General features: G+C 44.0%; 15 protein-coding genes. 4 read left to right on the top strand and 11 right to left on the bottom strand.

From position 1 onward, the window contains the following. The 4 genes from AC5JM2_RS16325 to AC5JM2_RS16340 form a co-directional block, all read right to left on the bottom strand. Nucleotides 1–1253: hypothetical protein (locus AC5JM2_RS16325; protein ID WP_495835917.1), on the bottom strand; the 1253-nt coding region annotated here is incomplete at its 3' end. 70 nt (nt 1254–1323) lie between these two features. Further along, a complete protein-coding gene (locus AC5JM2_RS16330) occupies nt 1324–1590 on the bottom strand; it encodes a hypothetical protein (RefSeq protein WP_495835918.1) in 267 nt (88 codons plus the stop codon). A gap of 428 nt (nt 1591–2018) precedes the next feature. Beyond that, on the bottom strand, nt 2019–3164 hold the full coding sequence (locus AC5JM2_RS16335; RefSeq protein WP_495835919.1) for a C45 family autoproteolytic acyltransferase/hydrolase: 1146 nt from the start codon (nt 3162–3164) through the stop codon (nt 2019–2021). Nucleotides 3165–3313: 149 nt separating this feature from the next. Continuing rightward, entirely contained in the window at nt 3314–4828 is a 1515-nt protein-coding gene (locus AC5JM2_RS16340) for a VanZ family protein (protein ID WP_495835920.1), read from the bottom strand. 611 nt (nt 4829–5439) lie between these two features. Between AC5JM2_RS16340 and AC5JM2_RS16345 the strand changes: the two genes are divergently transcribed. Beyond that, entirely contained in the window at nt 5440–5934 is a 495-nt protein-coding gene (locus AC5JM2_RS16345) for a DUF6174 domain-containing protein (RefSeq protein ID WP_495835930.1), read from the top strand. Nucleotides 5935–6050: 116 nt separating this feature from the next. Here the strand turns inward: AC5JM2_RS16345 and AC5JM2_RS16350 are convergent, their stop codons facing one another. From AC5JM2_RS16350 to bioU, 3 genes are all read right to left on the bottom strand, one after another. Continuing rightward, nucleotides 6051–6872, bottom strand: a complete 822-nt coding sequence (locus tag AC5JM2_RS16350; RefSeq protein WP_495835921.1) for an alpha/beta fold hydrolase — start codon at nt 6870–6872, stop codon at nt 6051–6053. Between the two features lie 289 nt (nt 6873–7161). Continuing rightward, nucleotides 7162–7284: a hypothetical protein gene (locus AC5JM2_RS16355; RefSeq protein ID WP_495835922.1), complete on the bottom strand. Its 123-nt coding sequence runs from the start codon at nt 7282–7284 to the stop codon at nt 7162–7164. A 201-nt stretch (nt 7285–7485) separates the two neighbouring features. Further along, a complete protein-coding gene (gene bioU, locus AC5JM2_RS16360) occupies nt 7486–8508 on the bottom strand; it encodes a (S)-8-amino-7-oxononanoate synthase BioU (protein ID WP_495835923.1) in 1023 nt (340 codons plus the stop codon). Between the two features lie 433 nt (nt 8509–8941). Here bioU and AC5JM2_RS16365 point away from each other — a divergent pair, with 433 nt between their 5' ends. Genes AC5JM2_RS16365 through AC5JM2_RS16375 form a run of 3 tightly spaced genes read left to right on the top strand, consistent with a single transcriptional unit; the run spans nt 8942 to nt 10038 of the window. Then, complete coding sequence (locus AC5JM2_RS16365) at nt 8942–9151, top strand: DUF2997 domain-containing protein (RefSeq protein ID WP_495835924.1); 210 nt, start codon at nt 8942–8944, stop codon at nt 9149–9151. Nucleotides 9152–9190: 39 nt separating this feature from the next. After that, nucleotides 9191–9577 (top strand): DUF1257 domain-containing protein, encoded by a 387-nt coding sequence (locus AC5JM2_RS16370; RefSeq protein ID WP_048867388.1) that lies wholly within the window; start codon nt 9191–9193, stop codon nt 9575–9577. Then, entirely contained in the window at nt 9577–10038 is a 462-nt protein-coding gene (locus AC5JM2_RS16375; protein WP_495835925.1) for a ferredoxin, read from the top strand. The genes AC5JM2_RS16370 and AC5JM2_RS16375 overlap by 1 nt, the downstream gene beginning before the upstream one ends. A gap of 155 nt (nt 10039–10193) precedes the next feature. Here the strand turns inward: AC5JM2_RS16375 and AC5JM2_RS16380 are convergent, their stop codons facing one another. From AC5JM2_RS16380 to AC5JM2_RS16395, 4 genes are all read right to left on the bottom strand, one after another. Then, the gene (locus AC5JM2_RS16380) at nt 10194–12032 is read right to left on the bottom strand and encodes a DUF4335 domain-containing protein (RefSeq protein WP_495835926.1); all 1839 of its coding nucleotides are present in this window, start codon (nt 12030–12032) and stop codon (nt 10194–10196) included. Nucleotides 12033–12112: 80 nt separating this feature from the next. After that, nucleotides 12113–12718, bottom strand: a complete 606-nt coding sequence (locus AC5JM2_RS16385) for a DUF3038 domain-containing protein (RefSeq protein ID WP_495835927.1) — start codon at nt 12716–12718, stop codon at nt 12113–12115. Nucleotides 12719–13282: 564 nt separating this feature from the next. Continuing rightward, a complete protein-coding gene (locus AC5JM2_RS16390) occupies nt 13283–15712 on the bottom strand; it encodes an endonuclease MutS2 (RefSeq protein ID WP_495835928.1) in 2430 nt (809 codons plus the stop codon). Nucleotides 15713–15869: 157 nt separating this feature from the next. Beyond that, nucleotides 15870–16161 (bottom strand): hypothetical protein (locus AC5JM2_RS16395; protein ID WP_495835929.1); only part of this gene is annotated, 292 nt, incomplete at its 5' end.

Below are 16161 nucleotides of genomic sequence, written 5' to 3' on the forward strand. Positions count from 1 at the left end.
CTGCAGTTGAGTTGACTGCCAATGGAGGCTCCGAGCAGTCGCACTGCGCCTTTCGCCTCAAAGCCATCGCTCAGAAAGACAGCACTCGTAATATTTGCGCCATCGGCATCCAGAGCATTTCCTCCCTCGTTGAAGAAATGACCTCCACTGCAGTTGAGTTGACTGCCAATGGAGGCTCCGAGCAGTCGCACTGCGCCTTTCGCCTCAAAGCCATCGCTCAGGAGGACAGAACCCGTGATCTTTGCGGCATCGGCAACCAAGGCATATCCTCCCTCGTTGAAGAAATGACCTCCACTACAGTCGAGTTGAACGCCAATGGAAGCTCCAGGCAGTCGCACTGCGCCTTTCGCTTCAAAGCCATCCCTCAGGAAGACAGCACTCGTAATATTTGCGCCATCGGCATCCAGAGCATTTCCTCCCTCGTTGAAGAAATGACCTCCACTGCAGTTGAGTTGACTGCCAATGGAGGCTCCGAGCAGTCGCACTGCGCCTTTCGCCTCAAAGCCATAGCACAGGAAGACATGACCCGTGATATTTGCGCCATCGGCATCCAGAGCATTTCCTCCCTCGTTGAAGAAATGACCGCCGTGGCAGTCGAGTTGACCGCCAATAGAAGTTTCCATCAGTTGCACTACGCCTTTCGCCTCAAAGCCATCGCTCAGGGAGACAGGACCGGTGATATTTGCGCTATGGGCAATTAAGGCATTTCCTCCCTCATTGAAGAAATGACCTCCGACGCAGTCAAGTTCACCGCCAATGCGAACTCCCAGGAGTCGCACTTCCCCTTTCGCCTCAAAGCCATTTCTCAGGTAGACAGAACCCTCAACTTGCATCCAAGTAGCATCGATAGAGATAACATGGGTTCCTTCTAGGCTCAAAAAGCGTAATTTGGCTTCCTCAAGAGAAATGGAGTTTGACAAAGCACATTTAATAAACTTGAGGGGCATCTCTATCGTCGCAAAACTTAGATCCAGTTCTCCCTCAATTTTTGCGCCGATAATATGTATACCCCGGTAGCTCAACAGTTCTCGCGCTTTTGTATTCGTACAGAGCCAGATAATTCGCTCAGCAGACAAGGTGCGCTCATGATTCCACTGATCAGATTTGGCAGGATCGTTGAGTTCATCAGCGTCGCTGCTAAAGTCAGCCGCTTTACCTTCAACCACAGCACGAAATAATTTCTCCTCCGCTTCGGTAAGCGTATCGAACTCTTCTTGCGCTGATGTCAACAACTGATCTGCACTGTCTCCCATCGTGACGCCGCCTATTTTTCGGGTGAATCAAAGCTTACGCGCTGATAACGCGATTTCAATTATACAGCTATTATCTATCACCAAAGATAATTGTTATTGGTTCTAGCTGTAAGAACAAATCTTGCTGACACCGCAACAACAACATTACCTGGGGCGTGTTTTGTGTTTGCGAGAAGGCGATCGCTTCAGAAAATAGACCTCTTGCAAAAGTCCAAAACTTGGGGATGTCATTCTGTAGACGCTTTGCGGCTTCCCGCAGGGTACGAAACGTAGTGCAGTGAAGAATCTCGCGAGATGTTTCGCTCCGCTCAACATGACATTTTAAGTATTTATGCAAGAGGTGTAATAAGTCGGGTAGTTAAGTTGGTTGCATTGGTTTTTTAGACTCCTTCAGAGGTTTTGAAATGATTTGTTTGACTCTAGCCGCTTGTTTTTTTCGTAAATCTTCAACAATTGCGTGTAAGTCGTAGTTAAAAGACTTATAGGATGTTTGAGAAGTCTTATTTCATACTTCACTTGGCGACTGGAAGTCGCGGCTATACAGACAAAACCCACCTTCGTGGGTTAAAAACCTTTAATTTTCCATTAGTCCACGTAGGTGGACTTTGCTTGTGTAGTAGCGAATTCTATTCGCCCAATACTTTTCAAACATCCTCTTAGCGTGTTCTTCTCTATATTTATAAATTTCTTCTAAAATTTCATCTTTCCACATATTCCCAATATTTTTAAATTGTCCCTCTCAAAAGAGATTTTTGCACGCATTAATTAGATTTCGCTACTTATTGACACACAAGAAAACATTCCATTACGAGGATTACCTTGTGAAAAAATCAGTTTTCTTTCCCTTAAATTCATCACAACCGTTGATACTGTTCCATAGGTGAGTCCATCAAAAATATTTCTCTCTGACTGGCGACATATCGGTAAGTTTCCTTCCTGATCAAGAAGAATGTTTAACATATCAGCTTCATGTCGTCCCCATTGAGTGGACGTAAGAAACTTTGCTCGAACAATTCGCGCTGCTGAACTTTCAGTTTCTTCGGGTAAGTCAATCTTTTCTGTTTTTGAAGTGATAAATCCATTGGTGTGAACAACAACATTATTCACTTCAACTTCGTTTTCATTGAGAGTAAATAATTGGTTCCCAGCAAGTTCGAGATTGACATACCTACCTGAATCATCAGCGATCAGAATGTTACTCATCGTTGCTCGCTCAGCAGCAGTGATTGCATGATACGCTTGACTGAGTGAGGTAGAATCTAAAACTTTTCGCAAAAGTATATGTACAGGAATTCCTCCTGTACTTGCTCGACATTTAAGAATGTTGAGACAAACCCCAATACCTGCAGCATTTAAGCCGATTTTGACAAAACCTGGCTCTCCTAAAGCAACAAAGCGGAAACCATCCTGTCGTGTCACGTCAAAAATGACAGCTAAGTTTTCAAATTCTTCTACCCAATCCCAATTTTGCCCGAGAATACGACTTTGTTTGAAGTAAAGAGACGTACATTCATTAGGTGTACTAGAGCGAAGTATTTCGGTTCGGGACATCAGCATGACGACTTCCCAAAGCGATCGCCCTGCGTGAGATGCGATCGCCTCTAGTTCGACAGCATACTCCTGTGAAAATTCTTGAATCCGCTCAAAAAACGCTAACGAAGTCGCCTTGAGCGAAGCATCAGTCCATTGGGCAAAAAGTTTTGCTCTGTAAAGTTCAAAAGCTTTTTCAATGCGATCGCACAGCTTAGTTCCATGTTCTGCTCCGATCTGTTCTGGAGAACCTGTTAAACGAACTAAGGGTAATTTTGCTGTTGGATGTTCTTCAATAAGATTTGGGGGAACAATCTTTAAGCCTTGAGCCGTAAGTAATTCAACAATTGAATCTTGACTTATCTCAGGGTGAAGTGACACAACAGTCGTCTCCCACTACATTAGTTTGTATAACAGGACAGAGCTATCAGTTATCAGTTATCAGTTACCAGTTATCAGTTATCAGTTATCAGTTATCAGGTAGGAAACGGACAAAGTCCACCCCTTGTTCCCTGTTCCCTGTTTACTGTTCACTGTTCACTGTTCACTGTTTTAAGTACCATCGAAGCTCGCCATCTTAATATCAGTGTTGTCCCGGCTGTTAATAATATACCAAGCAACAGACCTTTTAGGCTGAGACTTTTACCGCCGTCAGTTACCAAAATACTTTCCAGTATCACAGAAGGTAATAATATCCCACTCGGAAGCAACAACCTATTAAAAGTTAACTTTCTTTTCGCTAAAGTCGTTAAGAGCGCTAAGCAAAGCCCTAGAGGGATAAAAGTTAGTGCATAGTAAAATAATTTCTGCTCTTTCGGAAACCATTCCAAGAGATTCAAAGAATAAGAATTTGATTTATCTATATAAACTTGAACAGTCGCTCCAGAATAGGTGATGACTATATGATGGGGATTAGTATCTGCAAAAACATTAGGAATAGTTAATTTTGTATCAGCCCCGTTTGCTCCAGTCATTGGTGTTCGTATTCGCAAGTCTAAGTCAGTTCCCTGCTGTCCTAGTGTAAAATTGCGATGAAGAGAATCACCGGAAAGTGAGATGATGCGTGCAGGTCCAACCTGAGCGGTATCAGCAGTAGCAACGGTAGTAATTATTGTAAATTGAGAAGTTTCACGTATGCTTTTACTCAAGAAACTTACAGGTTCTGTTGTTTTCAACCAATGGTTGGAACTTAAAACAACACCTTTTTCATCTTTGATATCTGGTGACTGACCTTGGGATAATAGTTCGGGGAGTTGACCAGTACGATCCTGATAAGTTCCTGTTCCACTCAATGAATAAGAAGCTAGCAAAGACTTACCAAAAATTTCACTGTAATTCTTCTGACTAAAAAGTTCTGATACTTCATGCTTAGAAATGGCTTTATCAGCAATATAAACATCTGAAACCTGGCCCTGCCAAGGTCTATCACCTGTTCTCTCATTGCCAATCAAGAGTGGATAGTTCAAAGACCAATTACTCAGATTAGTTGTATTCTGCCAGAGAACAGAAATAAGAAATGATACAAGTATATATCCAATAAAGAATACAGTAAGTTTTTTAATAGAATTGTTCTTTCTACTATTTTCTAAACGTATTAAGGTGTAGAGAAAGCTTTCCGAATTCCACAGACAAAAGCAGATTAGACCCACTAATCCACCTATAGTATTGTTAAAAATATCAGCAGGAGTCGGTGTTCTAGAAGGGAGAAACACTTGCAGTGCTTCAACTGTTAATGATAAGCCAGCACTCAGAAGTATCACTATTATAAATTGATTGATTGGCTTCATCTTTCTTCTCTGTAACAGACTAGCCAAACCGAAACCGAAAGGCGCAAATAGTAAAATATTGTTTACCTGGTCTTTAAAAAAACTGGTGTTATCAAAACTGGCAACAAGGGCTGGTAGCGAAAAACTTTTTGGAAAATGAAAATTAAACGGGTAAAGTGTAGCTATTAACACTATGATAACGCTCAAAATTATCAGAATTACATCTCCTGGAATACCCACTTTATTAGAAATGAGGCTAACAATTTTGCGTCTCTTCATAATACTCCACGTTCTTTGTTTTTTTAGGAATGGATAATTTAACTGCTGATGACTGGTAGACGCTTAAATAAGAGTCAAAAACATGTTTGTTAATAAACACTTTTATTCATGTTATTTATTTGTAAAAATTGGTGTGTAAATAAATGTAATTTTTTTATAAAAACGTCATAAAGATAGATATTTGTAAAATGCATATAGGAATCCGGTTTTATTTGGTGAGACCAGTGCTGCAAGAGGGTTTCCCTCCGTAGGCATCTGGCGAACCCGAAGGGTGAATTGACTCGTAGAGGTAGGGAACGCTTAACTGGGAACAGAAAGTGTACTTAGCTTCGTCAAAAATCAAAGATGAGTCTTATAGTAACTACATTAGGAGATCAGGTTTTTCCAGATTTCAAAGCATCTCGTACAAATTATTTATACTGATCAATTTGTATACTTTAAAAAATTAGGTAAAGGCTATTTAATTCACTTACCTAATATCTGTGAAGGCAACTTGACAAAGAAATTAGTTATACCCTAAGTTGTAGGTATTTCGCAAAATGAAGCGAGAGCGAAAAAAATTCCCGGGAGTTTGATAAATGCTTAGAACCTTGAATATGAAATCAATGCCTATACGCTTACCGATTGTTATTGGTGCAGGATTACTAATGTCTCTAAGTTTGCACACACCAGTAATATCGAAATCCCCTATAGTCGTAGCACAATCATCAGCCAAAAGTCAAAATGATTCACAGCAATTAAAAACTAATCAGCGTTTGTGGAATCAGAAAAATATTTCCAACTATCGGTATACACTTAGCCGAAGTTGCTTCTGCACAGCTGAAGCAAGAGGACCAGTCATCATTGAAGTGCGTAACGGCAGAACAACTTCTGTGACTTCTGTCGCCACTGGTCAACCAGTTAATCCAGAACTATTCCAAAAATACGATACTGTTCCTAGGCTTTTTAATTTAATTAAGGATGCGATCAACAGGAATGCATACAACTTGGATGTAAAGTATAATCCAACACTAGGCTACCCAACTCAAATTAACATTGATTACAAGAGTCAAGTAGCTGATGAAGAAGAATATCTGACAATTGAGAATCTACAACAGACTTACTAATAGACTCGGTTCCAGGTTCTAGAGGTGTGCGACATTTAGATGCGTTTGCCCTGATGGAATAGCCGCTATAAACGCTGCTTTTGCGGCGATTTGTAGCGGCACTGGCATGGGCGAATTCAGTTCTTGAGGAATGCCAGCAAATCGGCGTTAAATTGCTCCCGATGCGTGCTGTACAATCCGTGGCTTGCGCCCGGATAGACCTTCAGAGTCGAATTTTTGACAATCTGCGAGGAGAGACGACCTGAATTATCAATCGGCACGATTTGGTCGTCGTCACCGTGAATGATCAGCGTCGGCACGTCGATTTTCTTGAGATCCTCGGTGAAGTCGGTTTCCGAAAACGCCTTGATGCAGTCGAGTGCGCCCTTGAGACCAACTTGCATACTCTGGAGCCAGAACTGCTCCCGCAGACCTTGTGAGACCTTGGCACCTGGTCTGTTAGCACCGTAGAATGGCTCGCTCAAGTCCTTGTAAAACTGGGAACGGTCGTTGGCGACGCCCGCGCGGATATCGTCAAAAACTTCAATCGGCAGTCCGCCGGGATTAGCTTCGGTTTTCAGCATCAGCGGTGGCACAGCGCCCACCAGCACAGTTTTGGCGACGCGATTTGTGCCGTGGCGACCGATATAACGGGTGACTTCGCCGCCGCCCGTCGAGTGACCGACTAGAACCACGTCTTTTAAGTCCAGGGTCTCAATCAGCGTCGCCAGGTCGTCCGCGTAGGTATCCATGTCATTGCCGTTCCAGGGTTGGTTTGAGCGTCCATGTCCGCGACGATCATGAGCGATCGCCCGATAGCCGTTGGAAGCCAGAAAAACCAATTGCTCATCCCAGGCATCAGCATTGAGCGGCCAACCATGACTGAAGACGACGCTTTGTCCTGTGCCCCAGTCTTTGTAAAAGATCTGCGTGCCGTCTTTCGTGGCGATCGTACTCATCTTTTTATCTCCTTTTCATGAGTAAGGATGTCATATTTTCACGAAATACTTGGTACAAATGATTGGTCTTTAATTTTTTTCCCCTGCACCGGGTGCACCAGGTGCAGCCTACTTGTATCAACTATAAAGTGAAACGGTATGACCCGCCCATAACCGCCTTTGCAATCTCAGCCTCAAAGCCTCGTGAGGCATCTGTAATTAAGCCACGTTTTCTGAGTGATACTGTTCGTTCGTAAACGGATCATACATGTCAGCAGTGTCCAGTAGGGGTAATGCCAAGATCCAGTCCCTACTGAATGGTGGCGATCGCCTCTTGATCATCCCGTTCACCATAAAAGTCGGACATCCCCATACAGCCCAGCCCCAGTTCTGAAACCACAAATCCTTGATTGCCGAGTTTGCGGGTTTCCATTAACACTTTCCTCACTATTGAACCGATTAGAAATTTTGCAAAGAGTTCACAAAAAATCTGGTCATCGGTAATGCGGTTTTACCGATACCATTCATTGAACCAGTAGTCATAGTGATTATAACTATTCCAAAAATAAGCTGGGTTGAAAAACCAAACCCAGCTAATATAAATAAATTAAATACTCAAGTTGATAGCTAATAACTACCTAACAAACTGGGGCATAATTTCAGCAGCGGTGAATAATCCGTAAATACCCCGCTGGTGCAATCCAATACCAGCTTTTAAATAACCAAACGCTGGTCCACAAACGTTGGCTGCCATGCTGGTTTCATCTCCTAAAGTGAAGGTATGGGTGGAAATTTTACCTTCAAAGGTGCGACCAGTGATTTTAACGTTGGTGCTAATGGGCTTTTTGGGATTGCGGGTATCAACTATGCCACCAACGGTGACGCGATCGCGCCCCACAATTCCTGCTAACTCTAGCATCACATCATCGGCGTGTTCCATGTTTTCTAAAGTCAGTACGCCATTGGTTTTATCTAGAAGTGCTTCTACTTCCTCATCCGTCATCACCCTAGCAGTTTCCACAGTGTAACCCGGCATATGGGCAATATCTTCGCGGATGGTGGCGCGGTAAGCCTCCCAATTTGCTATTCCTACCCCAAAGGTAATTTCTACTTGATGGATTTCGGCGTAGCTTTGGGCAGCCAAAGCTGCTGCAGCTGTTAACAGTCCTGGTGTTGCGCCACATCCTGTCATGTAGGTAATTCCTGCGGCTTTTAGTTCTTCTTTCATCGCCAGCAGTTGTTCCACAGCACTGGTGCGTTTAATGGCATCCACCAGTACCCCGCGCCATCCAGATTTGATAAACTGGCGAGCGACAGAGGCAATGAAATCATTGGGGAGATTGGGTAACGCCAGAAAATACCCGTCTACAGGATAAGATTTTTCTATTAAATCCTCAACACTTTGATTTGTTAAAGTTCCAATGGGTTCTAGATAACCCACCGAACCTTGAGATTGATAAGTTGCAATGCATTTTTGAGCATTTAAACCATCAGCGGCGTAGGCATAGCCTTGTTTGTCTGCTGCCGCTACTAAAAGCATTTCACGTTTTGGGGCGAGTACCTTGGCAGCTGCTTGCCCCAGTCCGCCAAACCCCAGTACTCCTACGCGCATCGCTTTCGGGAGATGAGTAGAACCTGTCACTTGCTCTGCATTCATGGTGAAATTTTTAGAATTAGATAACAGCTTATCCTACCGTTTAACCGATAGCAGTCCTGGTTTGGCTAGTTTTGTACCTGAGAATTGGATGATTCCGAGAATAATGAAAAAAATATTCAACAAATCTCACTGTTTTTACACCTTTTTCTCTGAATAATGCTGGTTTTTAGCCGTTTCCCCACTGAAATGAAAAGTTGAATTTTTAGCTTGACTAAATTGATATGGTTAAGGGAAACTTACAAATAACAGGTGTAACAACTAATAAGAGTAATAAGTTTTGTTAAGTTTCTGAGATATATATTTTGAGAGATGGAACATTAGTTAACAAATGGCAAATTTGTAGCTAAGGAAAAATGCTGTTTCAGAGGGCTGCATTTGTAGTCAGTTGCTACAGCAGTACTGTCCAAGCCTAGTATTTTGGTTGGCAAAGAGCATGGAGACATTAGAGTTCGTAATTTATCCAGACGGTAGGGTACAAGAAAAAGTAACTGGCATCATAGGTGCTTCCTGCGCTGAAGTTACAGCAGCTATAGAGGCACAGCTAGGACAGGTACTAACTCACGAGCCAAGCTCAGAATATTTTGCGACCATTGTGCAGCAATCCAGTGTGGTGAATACGCAAACCACGTTTAGCGATTGGTAAGTTTTCATTCATTGTTTAGTTCATTCATTTACAACCGCCATGTCACACTTTAGCCAGATTAAGACCCAAATCCGTAACGTTGATTCCTTGAAGGATGCACTGAGCGATTTAGGTGTAGATTGGAAGCACGGTCCACGTGAGGTACGTGGTTATCGCGGTCAAACTCATAATGCCGAAGTTACCATTGAACAGGAAAATGGTTACGATATCGGCTTTAAATGGAATGGCAAAGAATACGAACTGGTTGCTGACTTACAATATTGGCAACAAAATTTATCAGTAGAAGGTTTCTTACGGCAAGTAACACAGCGATACGCGTATCATACAGTCGTCAAAGAAACTGCCCGTGTTGGATTTCAAGTTGCTGAACAACAAAAAAATGAAGATGGTTCCATTCGCTTACTTGTACAGCGCTGGAGTGCGTAATGTCTGATTTTTTGCCGTCGCCGGAACAAAACGAGGATGAACGCTCTGGTTTTGAACCAGAATTGGGCGGTTTTTTGCGAGACGCTCCAGAACGCTCTGGTTTTGAGCCGGAATTAGGGGGTGTGTTGCGGCAAAAAGGTGTTTATGTAGACGAAATTACCTGTATTGGCTGCAAACACTGTGCCCATGTCGCCCGTAATACGTTTTATATTGAAGCAGATTATGGGCGATCGCGTGTTATACGTCAAGATGGCGATTCACATGAGGTCATTCAAGAGGCGATTGACACCTGTCCCGTGGATTGCATCCACTGGGTGAAGTACACCGAGTTGAAAAAGTTAGAAGAAGAGCGCAAATATCAGGTCATACCCTTAATTGGATACCCAGTGGACGGAGCAGTTGTTACTGCCGAACGGCGACGCAAAAAGCAAAGATTAACCCGTAAAAAACCCCGTTATTAAAATTAATTTCATATTACATAGGAGGGTTGGTCAAACCAACCCTCCTATTTTTCACTCTTGGGGTATCTCCTCCACAAGACGCTACATGTCTTGCGGATGAGATATACCAGGTGCTAAGGCGCATAGGAAGCCGGCGTTGCATAGCTTTATCTGACTTACTCAGTTTCTGGAAAAGTTTGCACCTTGCCGTCAGGACGAAAAATAGCTCTGATTTTTACTGATTGTCCATTTTTATTAGGAGAGACAAAAGGTTCACCAATCAGAGGCATCCCTGTACGATCTACATAATCTCTTGCAGCTTTTCCCATTGGTAAAATGCGCTCAATTGTGCCATCAACACCCACTGACAAACTATACTCAATGCTTTGGCTTAATCCAGAAGGCGGTTGCCAGCGTTTTTTTAATACGTCTCTAGCCTCAGATACTTGAGGTGTATCAAACAACGTGGCTCGACGAGTTGTACTATTAGTAGCAACTTCTGTAGGAATATTAGCCCTGTTTGCGCGAGCTTGGCGCAATCTAGAAATTAATGCATCAGTACCACTTGGTGTAGATGTACCTGGTTGTGAGGAAACTGGTTCACGGCCAGCACCTGTACTGGACAAAGGTGAGGTTGGAAGTGATGAGACACCACCGTCTTGGGCAGCCTGTCCGTTGGGGAGATTTTTCCCAGGAACTGCTGCTGTTCGCGTAGCGTCTTTGGAGGAAGTGCCCCGCAGGAGTGAGGCTCCTGTTGGGGTACTGGAAGTGTTATTTGTGCTAGGCAAATTGTTAGGTGTCGAATTTTTTTGAGCCAATGTAGAAGGAAGCTCACTCTTCGACGTTAATGCTGTAGTGTTGGGCTGTGATTTGGGTAAAAGAGCAATTTGTTGCTTTGGTGCTGTGTTTTGTGGAAAGGTTGAAATGCTTGGAGTTTTTGTTGTTCCAGGTAGATTTGTTGTTCCAGATATACTCAGCGGATTTCCTAAAGGTGGTAGAGGTGCTTTGGCGACATTCCCAATACTAGGAGATGTCTGGGGCACAGAAGGAAATGTGGACTTTGCAGACGTTTGGGGCACAGAAGGGAATGTAGAGTTTGCAGATGTTTGAGGTGTAACAGGTACACTAGGCAATGTTTGAGCGATCGATGGAGAAGCTTTGGAATTGGGCACTCCTAAGGTAGATCCAAAGGGTGGGAGTGGCGGTGAAGATAAACTACTACTTGAGGGAGGGAGTGTAGGAACAGCAGTAGATGCGGACAAGTCCTGTGAAGGCGAGGTTTGTAGAGCAATCTTTTGTTGTGCCGAAGTTGGTTTTCTGGCTGTCTGCTGTTGTCTGACACGGTTAGCATATTGCCAAGTTACTGGCGCTAAACCCACAGCTATGACTAGAACTGCTGCAACAGGTGCCCAAGCGGGTATGCCACTCCTCCTTGTAGAACGAGGCGTGAGATTTGGTAGCGCCACGACATCAGCAGAATATTCATCCAAGGCTGTTGCTAAATCGAATAATTGCAGCAGACTCAGTTGAATAACCGGGCCAGATGCTGGATTTGCTAAAGAACCAAGAAACAAATTGTGAGTTAAGTGATCGCTAGGCTTGATTTTTATATCTGCATCTGGTGGGTGAGTAAAGGAGTTTCTCGTGGGAATTTTTTGTGAAGGGGGGTTGTAAAAATTTGTTTGTTCAGTCTCGTCAGATACTACAGTTACGTCCTGTGTTCCTGAAAAGTTTGTTCCTGAGAAATTTGTCCAAAACCTTTCAGGAGACATTTCCAGGAATTCTTGGACGTAACCTGTCACTACTGCACACAAAGTCTCCAGCTGGTCGCTGTCGCCTCTAATTGCGATTCTCTTTTCCTCTGGCAATCGCGGATCATCAAAGCGAAGTTCAAACTGTAGCTGCTTGAGGACGGATTTACCCATCCACTGAGATAAAGCTGAACTCTGCGCTAAGACTTCTAGCGTGCAGGTGGGCGGTGTATACCGACGGATCACAGAATTTGATACAGGCATGGCAGGAACTGCGAGCAGGATATTTTTAATTTTTGATTTTTGATTTTTGATTTTTGATCACAGAATCTCAAATCTCAAATCTAGAATTTGGTTGAACGGTCGATAAGTGCTAGCCACAGACGGCGATGTCCACCAGGGCCACTGTAAAAAAGTAAATCTATAAGCAGTTTCAGTGCCAGGTGGGTTAGTTCATTTGTGGAGATTGTTGCATCTTCCTCCATCCGCTCTTGATAAGTGTTGCAGAAAGCATCAATATAATCTCCAAGTAAAGCAGCCTGATGAGGTTCGCGGTTGTCTTCCGCCATTTGTTCTAAAAGACCAACAGCACGGCGAATTAATTCTTGGTGCTGTTTGGTAAGGTAACAAGTAATCAGAACAAGTGCCCTAGCTTCCTCCACATCAAGTTTTTTTCGTCCTCCTTGACCTTTACGTAGCGGATTTGATTGGCGCAGCCGCCATAACGCTACACGGTCTGGCACTCTTGACTCTAAATTCAGACTAATTGCCGCTTGTAGCATTGCCTCGGAGCCAATGCCAGTCAATGTTTCTAAAGCTAACAGCACTAAGTCCAGCTGAGTTTTGATATTGTCCCAATGAACTGAGTTTGGGGCTGGAAGCTTTATTAAATCCTCCCACTGAGAAGTCGGAGCGGGTGAATCGGCGGCAGAGTGCATAACTTTTAGCATAGGTGATCAGGCTGGTGAGGGCTGTTGCTGTTACCCATTTTGAAACCAGACTCTTAAGGATTAAGGTTGGTTTCCAATCAGTATCAGCCGAAGCCGGGAGCTACAGCTTCTATTACTTTGGTAAACAGCAGAGGTCTTTGTCTTTACTCTATGATGAAAAACTGTTTTGAAAAAAGTATAATCTTAATCAATTGTGCTTTATCTGTCAAACACAAATAACTTTTTTTATTTTTTAGTAACAAGAAATATTGGTATGTAGATCATCGCTAGTATCCAATCGCTGTTCAAAATAGCCCAATTGTTCACTTGTGATTATCTTAGTTATACTATGTACCATAATAAAAACCCGGATTTTTTCAAAAACCGGTGAGACCAGCGCTCTTGGTAGCGTTTCCAACGCCAGAACAAGCGTGTTAGCGTAGCGTCTCCGCTACTGAGAGGGAGAACGCCAGGTACTACAAGTCGGCTGAGCCGCCCAACGCACTGGCTCTCCTCCTAAAGTACTGGCTCCTTTGCAGGCGACGGACGTTCCCGGAGGGGTTTCTCTGTTTCCTGATCTTAGTTTTAACCTATGTAAGCAATTGTCACACCAGTACCGCCATCAGCTTGTTCTGCTGCTTCATAACGGCTGACTCTTGGATGTTGCTTTAAGAAAGCGTGAACTCCTTGCCGTAGCTTACCCGTGCCATGTCCATGAATAATCCATATTGGTCCTGTGGCTTCTGAAATTGCTTTGTCTAAAATGATTTCCGCATCAGGTACTCTACGCCCGCGTATATCTACCGTATTTTTAGACGTGCGAATTGCAGGAGTTTCTGGCAAGGTTGTGATTTTTGGCTCTGGTTTGCTCCTCGTCACCTCCTTGACAACTGGTTCAACTTTTTGACCATCTAAAGATTCTACGTCTTCCAGTTTCACCATCATCTTCATGATTCCAAAGCGGACAGTCAACTGCCTATCCTGATCTGGGGCGGTTAAAACTTCGGCTGTTTGCCCGAGTTTGGGTATACGGATGCGATCGCCCACTTTAGGAACAAATCCCACTTTTGGTTTTGGAGGCTGTTCTGGTATAAATTTGGTTGCTATTTCACCTAAAGCTTTTGTTGCGCTTTGAGCATCTTGTCCTGTTGGTTTACCTTGCTGCAAGCGGCGAATCACTTGAGCTATTTCGCCTTTAGCTTGGGCGATCGCCTGCTGTACTGCTACCTCCTGAGAGACACGTAAAGCACGCTCTCTTTCCTGCAATGCTGTGGCTTTTTCGGATACTTCTTTGTATAAACGTTCTGCTTGCTGCAACAAATCCTGTGCTTGTTCTGCTTTGGTTTCCTGACGGCGGCGTTGCGCTTCCAACCCAGCAATCACCTGATTGACTTCATCCGTTGCTCCTCCCAGTTGCGTTTTCGCACTTTCCACAACTGCTGATTTCAACCCCAGGCGTTGGGCAATTGTTAAGGCGTTAGAACGTCCAGGAATACCCCAAAGTAGACGGTAAGTTGGTGAAAGCGTACTTTCGTCAAATTCTACAGAGGCATTTTCAAATCGCTCATCTTCGTATTTTAGCGCTTTGAGTTCACCAAAGTGAGTGGTTGCAATTGTCAACAGAGCATGGTCTGCGAGATATTGTAGGAGCGATATTGCCAAAGCACTCCCTTCAACGGGGTCTGTTCCTGCACCCACTTCGTCCAGGAGGATTAGGGAAGATGGGATAGTCTTTTCTCCCCCTACTTCCCTAGCTTCCCCTGCTTCCTTCTCCTCGTCTAGCGCTGACAAAATCCGACTAATGCGGCGGATGTGACCAGAAAAAGTCGATAAACTTTGCTGGAGGGATTGTTCATCACCTATATCTGCCAGCACCTTATCAAACCACGGCAATTCCACTGGTTCCCGTGCAGGCACATATAAGCCGACTTTCGCCATCAATGCTGCCAAAGCTAGGGTTTTCAACGTCACAGTTTTTCCGCCAGTATTTGGTCCGGTAATTGTGACTACCCGAATTTGTGGCTGAATCAGCAAATCAACGGGAATTACGGAATGTCCTTGTTCGTGGTAATGCTGCCACTCCAAAAGTGGATGACGTAACTTCCGTAAGGTAATGCTCTCGTTTTCGTCTAGGTTAATGAAGCGTGGGGGATTTGCTTTTAGCCACAAACTATAACGCGCTTTTGCCAATGCCAAGTCCAAGGTAGTAACAATTGCTAACAACTGTTCCAAATCTGGCTTGACAGCCGCGACTTGCTCTGTTAATGTACGACGAATTGCTTCTTCTTCTATTTGCTCTCTTCTGAGCAACTGCCGCAACTGGTTTCCCATTGGGACGATAGAATTCGGTTCCACATACAACGTTGCGCCGCTGGTGGAAGTATCGTGGACAATACCCGGTATGGCGTCTTTTTGAGGCGCTTTCACGGGAATAACAAAGCGATCGCCCCTTTGAGTTATAATCTGTTCTTGGACGGCATTCGCTTTTACCTGTAATATATTTTGCAGTTTTTGGGTGATTTGACTGCGTGATTGCCGTAAGGAAGTGCGAATTTCACCAAGTTTTTGGCTGGCGCGGTCAGTTACTTGACCCCTTTCGTCTATACATCTGTGAATTTCTTGTTCTAATTCTGGATAAGTTCGTAAATCAGTAATTAAATCATTGAGTACTGTTAAATCTGGGTGTTTGTCGATTACACGACGTACATTTCTGGTGCCTGCAAGAGTGGTGGCGATCGCCAGCAATTCATCTCCCTGCAAAATTCCTTGCAGTTCGGCGCGTTCTAGGGAATCACCAATATCTTGGATTCCATCAAACGAAAGCCCCGTACCTAGGCGGTTTTCCAGTTCGTAAATTTCTTTTGTTTGCGCTAACAACTGCTCACTTTGGGATTGCGAGGCAGGAATTTGTAGATGGCGTGCAGCGATAGTCCCCAGCTTTGTTGCCGCGAAGGTAGACAAATGCTGGCACAGGCGTGACCATTCAAGTAATTCTAGAGTTTCAGATTGGATCAAGGACTGCTAATCTGACATGGATTCTGAAATTATTGTAACAATTCTTTTCTCTAAGCGGCTTAACCTTTGCGGCTGAAATTGAGCAACGAACTGGGCTTTCATGCCAGAATGCACAAAAAATGAAGATTGTCAATAAATACTAAATCCCCGCGTCTGTTCACCGCCACCATCGCGCCACATCCACAATCGCATGGGCAATTTCTGCCGTTGCGGCTTCACCACCTAATGCAAAGATAACTGGAAACAATATCTTGATATCTCGCAGCAAGTTAGGGCGCGTGCGAAGAGATAGTTTATGAAGTGTATCTCGCCAGAGGGGAAAAAGTTCAGTAGATGGCATTTGTGACAAACCGGAAGCTAAAGCACTCAAAGCATTGGCACGATAATACTCATGCTGAATTTCCCTGGCAACAGCGAGTGCTTCTGGCAACCGCTCGCTTGGCAGTTTT

The sequence above is a fragment of the Brasilonema angustatum genome (assembly GCF_059505445.1).